Source organism: Chromobacterium vaccinii, from assembly GCF_001855275.1.
Lineage (GTDB): Bacteria > Pseudomonadota > Gammaproteobacteria > Burkholderiales > Chromobacteriaceae > Chromobacterium > Chromobacterium vaccinii.
On record NZ_CP017707.1, the window covers coordinates 4,932,588 to 4,944,789 of the forward strand.

A 12,202-nucleotide genomic window follows, 5' to 3' on the forward strand; every position below is an offset into this window, starting at 1 on the left:
ACTGCGGCGATGCCGCAATCTTGCAAATTGTGGGGTGGATAATGGGACTCGAACCCACGACAACCGGAATCACAATCCGGGACTCTACCAACTGAGCTATATCCACCACTGTTTGTTGCCGCCGCTTAAGCGGCTGGCGCGCCCGACAGGAATCGAACCTGTAACCCCCAGCTTAGAAGGCTGGTGCTCTATCCGGTTGAGCTACGGGCGCTCTATCGGGCATTGTGTCTGGTCGGGGCGGCGGGATTCGAACTCGCGACCCCCTGATCCCAAATCAGGTGCGCTACCAGGCTGCGCTACGCCCCGAACAGAGACCGCAACTATACGGACGGGGCATGGGGCTGTCAACGGCTTTGTGCAAATATTTTCGGGGCTTTCCGGGGTGTTTTCGCCGCGCCGGAATAGGATGTTTGTTTTTTCTTTATTTATCTTGATCTTAAGAAAAATATTCCGCCGAGCGGCCTTACTGCACTGCGCAATTAATGCGAGAATAGCGGCCGTTATTCATTGCACCAATATGGGAATCAGGCATGTCGGCACAATTGATCGATGGCAAGGCGGTAGCGGAAAAACTGCTGGAGAAGGTGCGCGCGGGCGTGGAAGAGCGCCTGGGGCAGGGTAAGCGGGCGCCGGCGCTGGCGGTGATCCTGGTCGGAGACAATCCGGCCTCCGCGGTTTACGTGGGCAGCAAGAAAAAAGCCTGCGAAAAGGCGGGCATCCGCTCCCTCGCTTACGATTTGCCGGCCTCCACCAGCCAGAAGGAATTGCTGGAAATCATCGATGGCTTGAACGCGGACGCCGGCGTGGACGGCATTCTGGTGCAATTGCCGCTGCCGGCGCAGATCGATCCGCAGGCAGTGATCGAGCGCATCGATCCGAAAAAGGATGTGGACGGCTTTCACCCGTATAATGTAGGCCGCCTGGCGATCAAGATGCCGCTGCTGCGGCCGTGCACGCCGCGCGGCGTGATGACGCTGCTGGAAGAGTACGGCATCGATCCCAAGGGCAAGAAGGCGGTGATCGTCGGCGCGTCCAATATCGTCGGCCGCCCGCAGGCGCTGGAAATGCTGCTGGCGCGCGCCACCGTCACCGTCTGCCACAGCGCGACGCAGAATCTGGCGGAGGAAGTGGCCGGAGCGGACATCCTGGTGGCCGGCGTCGGCATTCCCAACTTCGTCAAGGGCGAGTGGATCAAGCCGGGCGCGGTGGTGATCGACGTGGGCATCAACCGGCTGGACACCGGCAAGCTGTGCGGCGACGTGGAATTCGACGTCGCGCGCGAGCGGGCCGGCTTCATCACCCCGGTGCCGGGCGGCGTGGGGCCGATGACGGTGGCGACGCTGTTGCAGAATACGCTGGACTCCGCCAATCTGAACGCCTGAGCCGAACGCCGCCGCAGCTGCGGCCGCAAGCCAGTTCGCCACAGCCGCCGCCGCGCCGGGCTGTGGCGATTTTGTTTTCCGCGGCGGCGGCTTGACCGCGTCATGCCGCGCGCGAATTTGCAGACAGCCGTCCGCGGCTGTTTTAGTATCATGTAAAACTAATTTACGGATTTGCTTCATGAGTCACGACAAGCACTCGGCGACGCTGTTGATCAGCGCGCCGGACAAGAAGGGCCTGGTAGCGGCCATCGCCAATTTCCTGATGACCTACAACGCTAACATCATGCATGCGGACCAGCATCAGGACACCAGCGAAAACCTGTTCCTGATGCGGGTGCAGTGGGATCTGGACGGCTTCACGCTGCCGATGGACAGCTTCGCCGCCGCGTTCCAGCCCATCGCCGACGAGCACGGCATGAACTGGAAGGTGTCGCTGTCCGCGCGCAAGCCGCGGATGGCCATCTTCGTATCCCAGTACGAGCATTGCCTGGTGGACCTGATGCACCGCTGGCGCATCGGCGAGCTGGATTGCGACATCCCGCTGGTGATCTCCAATCACGAAACCTGCCGCCGCCTGGTGGAGTTCAACGGCATTCCTTTCCATGTGATCAAGGTCACCAAGGACAACAAGGCCGAGGCCGAGGCCGAGCAGTTCCGCCTGCTGGAAGAAGCGGGCGTCGATTTCATCGTGCTGGCCCGTTACATGCAGATCCTGTCCAGCGGCTTCGTCGAGCGCTATCCGGACCGCGTGATCAACATCCACCACAGCTTCCTGCCGGCCTTCGACGGCGCCAAGCCCTATCACCGCGCCTTCGCGCGCGGCGTGAAGCTGATCGGCGCCACCAGCCACTATGTGACCGAAGATCTGGACGAGGGTCCGATCATCGAGCAGGAGGTCACCCGCATCTCGCACCGCGACACGGTGGAGGATCTGGTGGAGAAGGGTCGCGACCTGGAAAAAGTGGTGCTGTCCCGCGCCGTGCGCTGGCATCTGGACAACCGCGTGCTGTCGTACAGCAACAAGACCGTGGTTTTCGACTGAGGATGCCATGCGCCTGTTGATCGACGATGTGCTTGATTTGCTGCGCCTGCGGGTCAAGCCGCTGGCCGCCTACCAGTACGCCTGGTGGCAGCCGGCGCTGCTGCTGACGCTGATGGGCGCGGTTTCCAGCGGCGATACCGCCGAGCTGGGCGGCAATATCGCCGGCCGCATCGGTTTCATGGTGCTGTTCACCTGGTTGCAGACCCTGCTGTTCGCCCGCTTCATGGGCGTCTGGCTGCGCTGGGGCAAGGGCGAAGTCAGCGGCTCGCTGTTCGGCCTGGTGGTGGTGGCCAGCGGCCTGCAATTCGTGGAGCCGCTGACCAGCTGGCTGCCGGGAGATGCCGCCAAGGTGATAGACATCCTGCTGTCGCTGCTTGGCCTGGTGGTGCTGGTCAACGCGCTGTCCAAGGTAGCGCAGGTGTCCGTGATGCGCACCCTGGCCGGCGTGGTGCTGTTCGCGCCCTTGTCGCTGCTGCTGTTGGCGGCCACGCTGTCGTTCGCCAAGACCGCAGGCTGGGTGGAGCTGCCTCAGGAGATGGTGGAGATGATGCAGCAGCAGGGCGCCGCCAGCGATGCCGCGTCGGCGGTGAAAAAATAAGCCGCATGGCGGGCAAGAAAAAAGGACACGCGCACGCGTGTCCTTTTTGTTTTGAGGATTGAATCCCTCAGTCTACTTTGGCGATGTAGCGGGCCAGGCCCAGCAGCGCGCGCAGCGCTTCTCCTTTGGCGGTTTCCTCGTTGCGCAGCCTGGCGTAGCGGCGCAGGATGGCCCGTCCTTCGACGAACAAATCCATATCGGTATCCGGCGACGACACCAGCGCGATGCGCTCGATCTCGTTCTGCGGCTTGGGTTGTCCCTGGGCGATGCACAGGTAGACCTTGTGGGCGTTGAACGGGGTGATGTGGTCGAACAGGTACAGCATGGAGTTGATGCGCAGGCCGGTCTCCTCGCGGATTTCGCGAATCAGCGCCTGGGAGCGCAGTTCGCCGCGATTGGCCTTGCCGCCGGGGAGGTTGTAGCGGCCGCCGCGGCTGGCGGTGACCAGCACGCCGTCCGGCATCTCGATGATGGCTGTGGCGCGCCTGGCCAGGTCGCTGGGCAGGCGTTCGTTCTTACGGTCTTCCAATACGTTCATTCTTCCAAAATATCATTATTTGATGAGGTCTGACGCCTCGAGCCAGCATTCCAAACACAGATAGCGCCCTTTGGCGGCGCCATCTGTATTTCAATAAGTAGAATTACTGGTCACATGCCATTTTATATCAAGGCATGGCCAAGTCCAGCGCATTTATACGAGTTTGACCAGTAAACCGACAAGGCCGACCAGCAGGCAGTAAAAGCCGAAGGGACGCAGCGACTCGATTTCGGTTTTCTTGAAGTAACGCATCAGAAACCAGGTGCTGGCATAGGCGCACAGTCCCGAAACGGCGCCGCAGGCCAGCAGCAGCCCCCATTGCGGGGCGCCGCTGCCGTGGTGCGCCAGCTTGGGAATTTCCAGCACGCCCGCCGCGGTGATGATGGGCGTGGCCAGCAGGAAGGAAAAGCGGGCGGAGGAGGCGTAGTCCAGGCCGTGGGCCAGTCCGGCCACCAGCGTGGCGCCGGAGCGGGAGAAGCCCGGCAGCAGCGCCAGCGCCTGGCCGGCGCCTATCTTGATCGCGCCGGCGAAGCTCAGCTCGGATAGCTCGTGCGAGGCGGTTTTCTTTTTCAGACGGTCGCCCCACAGCAGCATCAGGCCGTTCAGCGCCAGGAAAACCAGCACCGCGGTGGCGCTGGTGAACAGCGCGCGCAATTGTTTTTCCAGCAGCAGGCCCAGCAGGCCGGCGGGTATGGTGCCGGCGATCACCAGCCACATCAGGCGCGCGTGCGGATTGCTGGCGCGGCCGCCGGCTTTGAGCCAGCCGCCGATCAGGTCTGTCCAGTCGCGGCGAAAGTAGATCAGCAGCGCGGCGGCGGTGCCCAGGTGCAGCATCACCATGAAGGGCAGGAAGTCGGGATGGGTGCGGTTGATCGACCAGTGCAGCCAGTCAGGTATCAGCACGCCGTGGCCCAGGCTGCTGACGGGAAATAATTCGCTGATGCCCTGTATCACGGCAAACAGCAAGGCTTCGGTCGCGTTCATGGCTCCCCCTTGGATAGGACGCGGAAGAAACGGGCGGCGGATCCGCCGCGCCCGTTTTGGAAGAATGACCGCTTCTTAACGCGCAAGCCAGCTGTCCGGTTTACCGGATCGTTCAGTGCGGGCGGCGCGGCTCTTCCCGCTCCAGCTCCTGCTCTTCCTGCTCCAGCTGGCGGCGGATGGCGGCGAAGAAATCATGGATGCCGTGCACGGAGGGGGAGAGCGACGCCAGCAGCTCGGCCCGGGTCTCGGCGTCGATGGCGTCGACGAAGGGGCGCATTTCCGGGTCCGGATGGCGTTCGAAGCCCAGGATCATGATCGGCTCGAGCAGCGGCGCGTTGTCGGGGGAGTCGAACAGCAGGCCCCAGTCGTCGTTCAGCAGCTCCATGCCGGCGGCGAAGCCTTCTGCCCAGTCGTTGCCTGTGGTCTGGCCGGCCGCGTCGGCATCCAGCCATGGCTGAAACTCGCCCTGCTTCAGCGCTTCGGCGATGTCCTGCCAATGTCCGCGCAACAGCGCCACGAACTGCTCCAGCGCTTTTTCGCTGGGAAAGGCCGACTCGTCGTCGAAAGCGTCGCCCAAGATCAGCGGCAGGCAGTCCGCCGGGCGCACGGCCTCGGGGCCGGCGAGCAGCGCGGCGAAGAAGCCGTCCAGTCGCTCCAGGTTCATGCAGCCGTGGCCGGCGAAGCGGGCGAGAGTGGCGGACAGGCGTTGATAATCTTGTTCGCTGAGCGGCTTGTGCGACATGGCGGATTCTTCTGGTTAGGTCAGGCGGCCATTATGGGGCAGGGCGGGGCAAAACAAAACCGCCCGCGCAGGGGCGGGCGGCTTGGCGGGGCGGTCGGGGCTTAGTAGGAAGCCAGCACCAGGCCGGCGATCAGCGCCGACAGGATGCTCACCAGCGATGAGCCGTAGACCAGCTTCAGGCCGAAGCGGGACACCATGTTGCCGCGCTCTTCGTCCAGGCCCTTCACCGCGCCGGCGATGATGCCGATCGAGCTGAAGTTGGCGAAGGACACCAGGAAGATGGACAGCACGCCGCGGGTGTAGCTGGACAGGTGCGCCGCCTGGTTCTTCAGTTCCAGCATGGCGACGAACTCGTTGGTCACCAGCTTGGTGGCCATGATGCTGCTGGCGGTCAGCGCTTCGTGGCTAGGCACGCCCATCAGCCAGGCGAACGGCCAGAACACGTAGCCCAGGATGGTCTGGAAGTTGATGCCGAAGATGGCGGTGAAGATGAAGTTCACGCAGGCGATCAGCGCGATGAAGCCGACCAGCATGGCGGCCACGATCACGGCGATCTTGAAGCCGGTCAGGATGTACTCGCCCAGCATCTCGAAGAAGGACACGCGGTGCGCGTCGCTGCTGATCAGCTCGTCCTCGCCCAGCGCGCTGTCGTAGGGGTTGATCAGCGACAGCACGACGAAGGTGCTGAACAGGTTCAGCACCAGCGCGGTCACCACGAAGCGCGGCTCGATCATCTGCATGTAGGAGCCGACGATGGACATCGACACGGTGGACATCGCGGTGGCGGCCAGCGTGTACATGCGCTTCTCGTCGAAGGTGTGGATGATGTTCTTGTAGGCGATGAAGTTTTCGGACTGGCCGACCATCATCGAGCTGATGGCGTTGAACGACTCGATCTTGCCCATGCCGCTGATCTTGGACAGCACGAAGCCGATCGCGCGGATCACCACCGGCAGCACGCGGATGTGCTGCAGGATGCCGATCAGCACCGAGATGAACACGATGGGCATCAGCACGTTGAGGAAGAAGCTGAATTCATCCTTGTTCTGAATGCCGCCGAAAGCGAACTTGGTGCCTTCGCCGGCGAAATCCATCAGCTTGGTGAAGACGCCGGAAATGCTGCCGACGATGGCGAGGCCATAGGTAGTGTTGAGCAGGAAGAACGCCAGGGCGATCTCGATGACCAGCAACTGGATCACGGAGCGGATCTTGATGTTCTTGCGGTCGCGGGCGACCAGCTGGGTGAGGGCCAGTACCACGATCAGGCCGATGATGAATTGGACGATATGCATGATGAAGTCGCTTTGTGGGTTCCCCCTGCCTAGGCAGGTATCGAGCATGGTTCCGGTCCCGCCTGATGCCGCGGGCCGTATGCCGGTTTTTATAAAATGCGGCCAGCGCCGCGCCGGGCGGCATGCGCTTGGGGCGGATGCCATCGGCGTGAGCACAATGCGCTGAAGCAGAGAATAATACTTGTCTTTAGATCAAACAATCTGTCTTTAGATAAAGAGAAGCGGCCCGCCCCGGCGCATGCCTGGGGCGGGCCGCTTTTCATGTCTATTGACCCGATTGGGCTTCCTCCGCCTCGCGGCGGGCTTGTTCCGCGAAGTAATGCGCGCGGCGCGCTTCCTTGGCGGCGGCCTTCTCCGCCAGCTCGGCGGCTTTCTTTTCCTTCTCCGCGTTTTCCTCCGCCAGGCGCGCCGCCTTGGCGGCCTCGCGTTCGGCGGCTTCTATCGCCTCGATTTCCTCGACTTCCTTGCGCGTCTTGCACGGGCTGGTCTTTTCGAACCAGGCCACGGACTCGACGTGCGCGGTGTGCGGGAACATGTTGATGATGCCGGCCGCCTTCAGCGTGTAACCCTTGGTGTTGACCAGGATGCCGGCGTCGCGCGCCAGCGTGGCCGGGTTACAGGACACGTAGACGATGCGCTTGGGCGCGGTGTCCTCGGTGATGGCCTTCAGCAGCTGCACCGCGCCGTCGCGGGGCGGATCCACCAGCATCTTGTCGAAATGGCCCAGCGCCGCGAACGACTCCTCGGTCACCTCGAACAGGTTGGCCATCTCGTAGCTCACCTTGTCCTGCAACTGGTTGTGCGTGGCGTTCTCCACCGCGCGCTTCACCAGCGGCTGGCTGCCTTCCATGCCGTGCACGATCGCGCCGGAACGGGCGATGGGCAGGGTGAAGTTGCCGATGCCGCAGAACATGTCGGCGATGCGCTCGCCCGGCTGCGGGTCCAGAAACTTCAGCGCGCGGGCCACCATCACCGCGTTGATCTGCGGGTTCACCTGGGTGAACTCGGTGGGGTAATAGGGCATCTCCACCGCGAACTCCGGCATGCTGTAGGTCAGCTTGGGCGCGTCCAGCGGGTAGATCGGGTAGCAGGTTTCCGGGCCCTTGGGCTGCAGCCAGATCTGCAGCGGGCGCCCGGCGGTGCCGTGCGTGTCGGAAAACGCCTTGAGGATGGCGAAGTCGGCGTCGGTGATGGCGTCCATATTGCGGAACACCAGGATGTCCAGCTTGTCGCCGACGGCCACTTCCACCTGCGGCATGCGCTGGCTGATGGACAATGTGGCGATCATCGCGCGCAGCGGCATGATCAGATCGGAGATGTGCTTGGGCAGAATGTGGCACTCGCGCATCTCGGCGATGTAGCTGGAGCTTTTCTCATGGAAGCCCACCAGCACGCCGCCCTTCTTGGCCACCATGCGGGCGGACATGCGGGCGCGATGGCGGTAGTGCCAGGCCGGACCGGCGATGGGGGTGAGCACGCGTTCCGCCTTGACCTTGCCGATGCGCTTGAGATTGTCTTCCAGCACGCGCTGCTTGATTGCCACCTGGGCGGTGAATTCCACGTGTTGCATCGAACAGCCGCCGCAGACGCCGAAGTGCGGGCAGCGCGGCTCGGCGCGCATGAAGCTTTCCTTCAGCACCGCGGAGGTGTTGGCGTTTTCGTAGCTGGGCTTTTTGCGGTAGCTGCTGTAGACAACTTTTTCGTACGGCAGCGCGCCATCGATGAAGATGGTCTTGCCGTCAACGTGGGCGACCCCCCGGCCTTCGTGGTCCAGCGATTCGACCAGGGCAATAGTCTGTGCGTGCGTCATCGTCTTGCTTGCAAAATCAAACGGTAAAACGCGGATTTTCTCAAAAACCGGCGATTCTTGCTGGTTTTTTTACGATCCCGGAATTAGCCGCCTTTCTGTTAGAATCAGGACTGTGAATCATGGTTACAGAAGGTGCGGTATGTTGAAGCGGTTGTCGGTGCTGGCGCTGGGATGGTGGCTGGCTGTTCCCGTACAGGCGGCGGTGATGCCCGCGCCGGATGTCGCGGTCAATCCCATAGGCCGCCACCTGGTGCTGAATCTGCCGCAGGCGCGGCTATTCCTGTACCAGGACGGCAAACTGGCGCGGATCTTCCCGGTGGCGGTGGGCAAGATGCTGACCCAGACCCCGACCGGCAGCTTCGACATCACCGGCATCTACCGCGCGCCGAGCTGGCACGTGCCCAAGTCCATCCAGGAAGAGATGCGGCGCAACGGCAAGGAGGTGCAGACCGTCGTGCCGCCGGGTCCCAACAATCCGCTGGGCCCGGTCTTCGTGCGCTTCGGCGAGAACAGCCTGGGCCTGGGCTTCCATGGCACCAACGCGCCGGGCTCGGTGCCGGGCTTCCGCAGCCACGGCTGTGTCCGGCTGCGCAACAACGACGCGCTGGAGCTGGCCGGCACCGTCAGCCGCGGCGACGCGGTCACCGTCGCCTACCAGACCATCATCTTGAGCGAGGACGAGGCCGGCCAGCTGTGGCTGACCGTCTACCGCAACCACTACCGGCAGAGCGATCCCTCGCTGCCGTACTTGGCGGATACGCTGCTGGCCTGGCAGCGCCAGCACCAGCAGGCCTTGTTCGGCCAGCGGGTGGACAATGCGTTGAAGCAGCGCGACGGCAAGCCGGTTTGCCTGAGCTGCAAGAGCGCCAAAACCGACATCAACGGCAATCTGAGCGCCTTGCCCTGGTTGTCGAAGATGAACCCGCCGGTTCCGCCCGCGCCCGCCGCGCCAGCGGCCAGCCAGCCGCAGAACGAGCGCCAGCCGGGACCGCCGTCGGCCAGGGCCGGCCAGCGGGTCCGGCCTGTGGCCAAGGCGGGCTGAGTCCGCTGGTTTGAGTCAATGAATCCGGGCCGCGATCGCGGCCCGGATGCGTTTGGCGGCGCGCTTACTGCGCCGCGGCCTTCAGCGCCTGGCCGATATCGGCCAGGATGTCGTCGATGTGCTCGATGCCGATCGACAGCCGCACCAGTTCCGGCCGCACGCCAGCCTGCAATTGTTCTTCCGGCGACAGCTGGCGGTGGGTGGTGGTGGCGGGGTGGCAGGCCAGCGATTTGGCGTCGCCGATATTGACCAGCCGGGTCACCAGCTGCAGCGCGTCGATGAAGCGGCCGCCGGCCGCCGCGCCGCCCTTGATACCGAAGGAAAGGATGCCGGAGGCGCGGCCGCCCAGGTAGCGGTCGGCCAGCGGCTTGCTGGGGTGGTCCGGCAGGCCGGCGTACTCCACCCACTCCACCGCGGCGCTTTCCTTCAGGAAACTCGCCGCTTTCAATGCGTTGTCGCAGATGCGGTCCATCCGCAGCGCCAGCGTTTCTATGCCCTGCAGGATCAGGAAGGCGTTGAACGGCGACAGCGCCGCGCCCATATTGCGCAGCGGCACCACCCGGGCGCGGGCGATGTAGGCGGCCTCGCCCAGCGCTTCCACGTAGTTGACGCCGTGGTAACTGACGTCCGGCTCGTTCAGCCGCTTGAAGCGCGCCTTGTGTTGCCCCCACGGGAATTTGCCGGAATCGACGATGGCGCCGCCTATGCTGTTGCCGTGGCCGCCCAGGTATTTGGTCAGGCTGTGGACCACGATGTCGGTGCCGTGCTCGAACGGCCGGCACAGATAGGGCGAGGGCACGGTGTTGTCGACGATCAGCGGCAGGCCGTGTCGATGGGCCTCGGCGGCGAAGGCGGCGAAGTCCACCACATTGCCCAGCGGATTGCCTATCGATTCGCAGAACACGGCCTTGGTGCGCTCGTCCACCAGCGCGGCGATCGCGGCCGGGTCCTTGTAATCGACGAAACGGACTTCGATGCCCAGCTGCGGGAAGGTGTGGGCGAACAGGTTGTAGGTGCCGCCGTACAGGGTGCGGGTGGCGATGATGTTGTCGCCGGATTCGGCGATGGTCTGGATCGAATAGCTGACCGCAGCCATGCCGGACGCCACCGCCAGCGCGCCTATGCCGCCCTCCAGCGCCGCTATCCGCTTTTCCAGCACGTCGGTGGTGGGGTTCATGATGCGGGTGTAGATATTGCCCTGCACCTTGAGGTCGAACAGGTCGGCGCCGTGCTGGGTGCTATCGAAGGCGTAGCTGGTGGTCTGGTACAGCGGCACCGCCACCGCCTTGGTGGTCGGGTCGGGACTATAGCCGGCATGGACGGCGAGGGTTTCCAGTTTCATCGTGGGCTCCGGTTGAGTGGGCGGGTGGCTGCAGGCGCTTGTCATGATCGCTTACCTTAATGCCGCCGCGCGCTTGCCACAAGGAGATATCGATGATGCCGGATATAACTTTTGAATCTATTTAATCCATTATCGATCAGTCTTGTTCCGCTTATTCCCATCCGGGATGATTGCGCCGCAGCTCGGCCCAGATTTTCAAGACGTGGGCCGCGTAGGGCTGGGCCTTGCTTGGCGTGGGGCTGTGATAGGCGCCGATGCCGGCTACCCAGCTGCCGGTGCGCCTCACTTCGGAAGAGAGCAGCCAAGCGGCGACCTGGACATTGACGCAGGGATCGTACAGCCGGGTGCGGTCGATGTCGTAGCGCGCCAGCTTGGGCAGCCAGTTGTCGTTGATCTGCCAGTAGCTGATATCGCTGCTGCCGTTGCGATTGCGGCCGGTGATGTAGGGATTGCTGAACTGGACGCCGGATTCCTTTACTTTCAGCGCCATCAGCAGCAGATAGGGCACGCTGAAGCGGCGGGAAGCGTCCAGCGCGCAATTGGCGGTGCGTCTGATGTCGAAATGTTCCGTGACGCGGTCGATGGGAGCGGCTTGGCAGGAGAAGGCCGGCAGTAGCGCGAAGACGAGTCTCCATGGCAAGAGGGCGGCGCGGGAGCGGCGTGCGAGCGGACTCATGGCAGGCGCCGCAACGGTCCCAGGGCGTCCCGGACCTTGCGCTCGCCAGCGCCGTCGTCGAGGAAGGGGCCGATTCGAACCTGGAATTTCCTGCCGGCAACCTGGATTTGGCTATCAAATCCCTTGGCTTTATAGGCAGAGGCTACGCGCGCGGCCAAGGCGCGTTTGGCGAAGATCCCGCCGTCCATCGCGTATTTCTGCGCAGGGGGCTTTTCTGGCGTTTTGGCGGTGGCCGGAGCGCCGATGATCATTCGCGTGTAGTCGAGCGCGATGGTTCTGGATTTGGCGTCGACCACCAGTACGTAGGGGAACTGGTCGCCGATGGCTTGCAGCACCGTCAGCGCCGGTTGCGACGCGCTTTTGATGCGGACGATGACGGCATTGTCGGCGGCGCCGCGTTCCTCGAAATGCCAACCGATTGCGTCGGCGAGGTTTTGGGCGATCTCGCGCGGCGAGCCGGTATAGTCCGCCGAGTAAGCCTGTCTGAGGTCCTCGGTGGGATTCGCCGAGGCGCGCGGCACCGCCTGGCGGCCATCTTTCGCCGCTTCCATGGTTTTGGCAAGGGCGGCCAGTTCGGAGGGGGCCCCCGGCCGATTGTATGGGGGCGGAGCGCAAGCGCTGAGGGCGGCGGCGAGCAGCGCCAGCCATGGTGGTGTTTTCATTTTCTTAAATTTATTTGATAAAATATTAACTATATCAAACATAAAATTGACAGGCTACTCCTTCCGCTGGCGCGCGGGGTGTCGTTTGAGAC

12 protein-coding genes and 3 tRNA genes are annotated in these 12,202 nt (G+C 63.3%); 4 read left to right on the plus strand and 11 right to left on the minus strand.

The window, feature by feature from the left end:
* Positions 1-30: 30 nt before the first annotated feature.
* The 3 genes from BKX93_RS22785 to BKX93_RS22795 form a co-directional block, all read right to left on the minus strand.
* Positions 31-106, minus strand: a tRNA-His gene (locus BKX93_RS22785).
* Positions 107-134: 28 nt separating this feature from the next.
* A tRNA-Arg gene (locus BKX93_RS22790) sits at positions 135-211 on the minus strand.
* A gap of 18 nt (positions 212-229) precedes the next feature.
* A tRNA-Pro gene (locus tag BKX93_RS22795) sits at positions 230-306 on the minus strand.
* Between the two features lie 224 nt (positions 307-530).
* Between BKX93_RS22795 and folD the strand changes: the two genes are divergently transcribed.
* The 3 genes from folD (at position 531) to BKX93_RS22810 (ending at position 3,022) form a co-directional block, all read left to right on the plus strand.
* Complete coding sequence (gene folD, locus BKX93_RS22800; RefSeq protein ID WP_070981523.1) at positions 531-1,382, plus strand: bifunctional methylenetetrahydrofolate dehydrogenase/methenyltetrahydrofolate cyclohydrolase FolD; 852 nt, start codon at positions 531-533, stop codon at positions 1,380-1,382.
* 178 nt (positions 1,383-1,560) lie between these two features.
* Positions 1,561-2,424 (plus strand): formyltetrahydrofolate deformylase, encoded by an 864-nt coding sequence (gene purU, locus BKX93_RS22805; RefSeq protein WP_021475696.1) that lies wholly within the window; start codon positions 1,561-1,563, stop codon positions 2,422-2,424.
* A 7-nt stretch (positions 2,425-2,431) separates the two neighbouring features.
* Positions 2,432-3,022, plus strand: a complete 591-nt coding sequence (locus tag BKX93_RS22810; RefSeq protein ID WP_046155901.1) for a hypothetical protein — start codon at positions 2,432-2,434, stop codon at positions 3,020-3,022.
* A 67-nt stretch (positions 3,023-3,089) separates the two neighbouring features.
* On the opposite strand, the gene BKX93_RS22815 is transcribed toward BKX93_RS22810, so the two are convergent.
* From BKX93_RS22815 to rlmD, 5 genes are all read right to left on the minus strand, one after another.
* Entirely contained in the window at positions 3,090-3,560 is a 471-nt protein-coding gene (locus tag BKX93_RS22815; protein WP_011135479.1) for an NUDIX hydrolase, read from the minus strand.
* A 153-nt stretch (positions 3,561-3,713) separates the two neighbouring features.
* Positions 3,714-4,544 (minus strand): undecaprenyl-diphosphate phosphatase, encoded by an 831-nt coding sequence (locus BKX93_RS22820; RefSeq protein ID WP_046155902.1) that lies wholly within the window; start codon positions 4,542-4,544, stop codon positions 3,714-3,716.
* A gap of 112 nt (positions 4,545-4,656) precedes the next feature.
* On the minus strand, positions 4,657-5,286 hold the full coding sequence (locus BKX93_RS22825; protein WP_046155903.1) for a YecA/YgfB family protein: 630 nt from the start codon (positions 5,284-5,286) through the stop codon (positions 4,657-4,659).
* A gap of 101 nt (positions 5,287-5,387) precedes the next feature.
* Positions 5,388-6,578, minus strand: a complete 1,191-nt coding sequence (locus tag BKX93_RS22830; RefSeq protein WP_021475700.1) for a NupC/NupG family nucleoside CNT transporter — start codon at positions 6,576-6,578, stop codon at positions 5,388-5,390.
* Positions 6,579-6,843: 265 nt separating this feature from the next.
* Entirely contained in the window at positions 6,844-8,388 is a 1,545-nt protein-coding gene (gene rlmD, locus BKX93_RS22835) for a 23S rRNA (uracil(1939)-C(5))-methyltransferase RlmD (RefSeq protein ID WP_070981525.1), read from the minus strand.
* Between the two features lie 139 nt (positions 8,389-8,527).
* On the opposite strand from rlmD, the gene BKX93_RS22840 reads away from it, so the two are divergent.
* Entirely contained in the window at positions 8,528-9,430 is a 903-nt protein-coding gene (locus tag BKX93_RS22840) for a L,D-transpeptidase (RefSeq protein ID WP_046155905.1), read from the plus strand.
* Between the two features lie 64 nt (positions 9,431-9,494).
* Here the strand turns inward: BKX93_RS22840 and BKX93_RS22845 are convergent, their stop codons facing one another.
* The 3 genes from BKX93_RS22845 to BKX93_RS22855 form a co-directional block, all read right to left on the minus strand.
* On the minus strand, positions 9,495-10,772 hold the full coding sequence (locus tag BKX93_RS22845; protein WP_070981527.1) for an O-acetylhomoserine aminocarboxypropyltransferase/cysteine synthase family protein: 1,278 nt from the start codon (positions 10,770-10,772) through the stop codon (positions 9,495-9,497).
* 151 nt (positions 10,773-10,923) lie between these two features.
* Positions 10,924-11,448 carry a lytic transglycosylase domain-containing protein gene (locus BKX93_RS22850; protein WP_082107229.1) on the minus strand — a complete coding sequence of 175 codons (525 nt, stop codon included), beginning with the start codon at positions 11,446-11,448 and terminating at the stop codon, positions 10,924-10,926.
* On the minus strand, positions 11,445-12,152 hold the full coding sequence (locus tag BKX93_RS22855) for a DotD/TraH family lipoprotein (protein ID WP_145929375.1): 708 nt from the start codon (positions 12,150-12,152) through the stop codon (positions 11,445-11,447). The genes BKX93_RS22850 and BKX93_RS22855 overlap by 4 nt, the downstream gene beginning before the upstream one ends.
* Positions 12,153-12,202 lie beyond the last annotated feature (50 nt).

Bases quoted from the DNA above. Each gene is read 5' to 3' on its own strand.
- folD (WP_070981523.1), top strand. From the start codon at position 531: ATGTCGGCACAATTGATCGATGGCAAGGCGGTAGCGGAAAAACTGCTG.
- purU (WP_021475696.1), top strand. From the start codon at position 1,561: ATGAGTCACGACAAGCACTCGGCGACGCTGTTGATCAGCGCGCCGGAC.
- BKX93_RS22810 (WP_046155901.1), top strand. From the start codon at position 2,432: ATGCGCCTGTTGATCGACGATGTGCTTGATTTGCTGCGCCTGCGGGTC.
- BKX93_RS22815 (WP_011135479.1), bottom strand. From the start codon at position 3,560: ATGAACGTATTGGAAGACCGTAAGAACGAACGCCTGCCCAGCGACCTG.
- BKX93_RS22820 (WP_046155902.1), bottom strand. From the start codon at position 4,544: ATGAACGCGACCGAAGCCTTGCTGTTTGCCGTGATACAGGGCATCAGC.
- BKX93_RS22825 (WP_046155903.1), bottom strand. From the start codon at position 5,286: ATGTCGCACAAGCCGCTCAGCGAACAAGATTATCAACGCCTGTCCGCC.
- BKX93_RS22830 (WP_021475700.1), bottom strand. From the start codon at position 6,578: ATGCATATCGTCCAATTCATCATCGGCCTGATCGTGGTACTGGCCCTC.
- rlmD (WP_070981525.1), bottom strand. From the start codon at position 8,388: ATGACGCACGCACAGACTATTGCCCTGGTCGAATCGCTGGACCACGAA.
- BKX93_RS22840 (WP_046155905.1), top strand. From the start codon at position 8,528: ATGTTGAAGCGGTTGTCGGTGCTGGCGCTGGGATGGTGGCTGGCTGTT.
- BKX93_RS22845 (WP_070981527.1), bottom strand. From the start codon at position 10,772: ATGAAACTGGAAACCCTCGCCGTCCATGCCGGCTATAGTCCCGACCCG.
- BKX93_RS22850 (WP_082107229.1), bottom strand. From the start codon at position 11,448: ATGAGTCCGCTCGCACGCCGCTCCCGCGCCGCCCTCTTGCCATGGAGA.
- BKX93_RS22855 (WP_145929375.1), bottom strand. From the start codon at position 12,152: ATGTTTGATATAGTTAATATTTTATCAAATAAATTTAAGAAAATGAAA.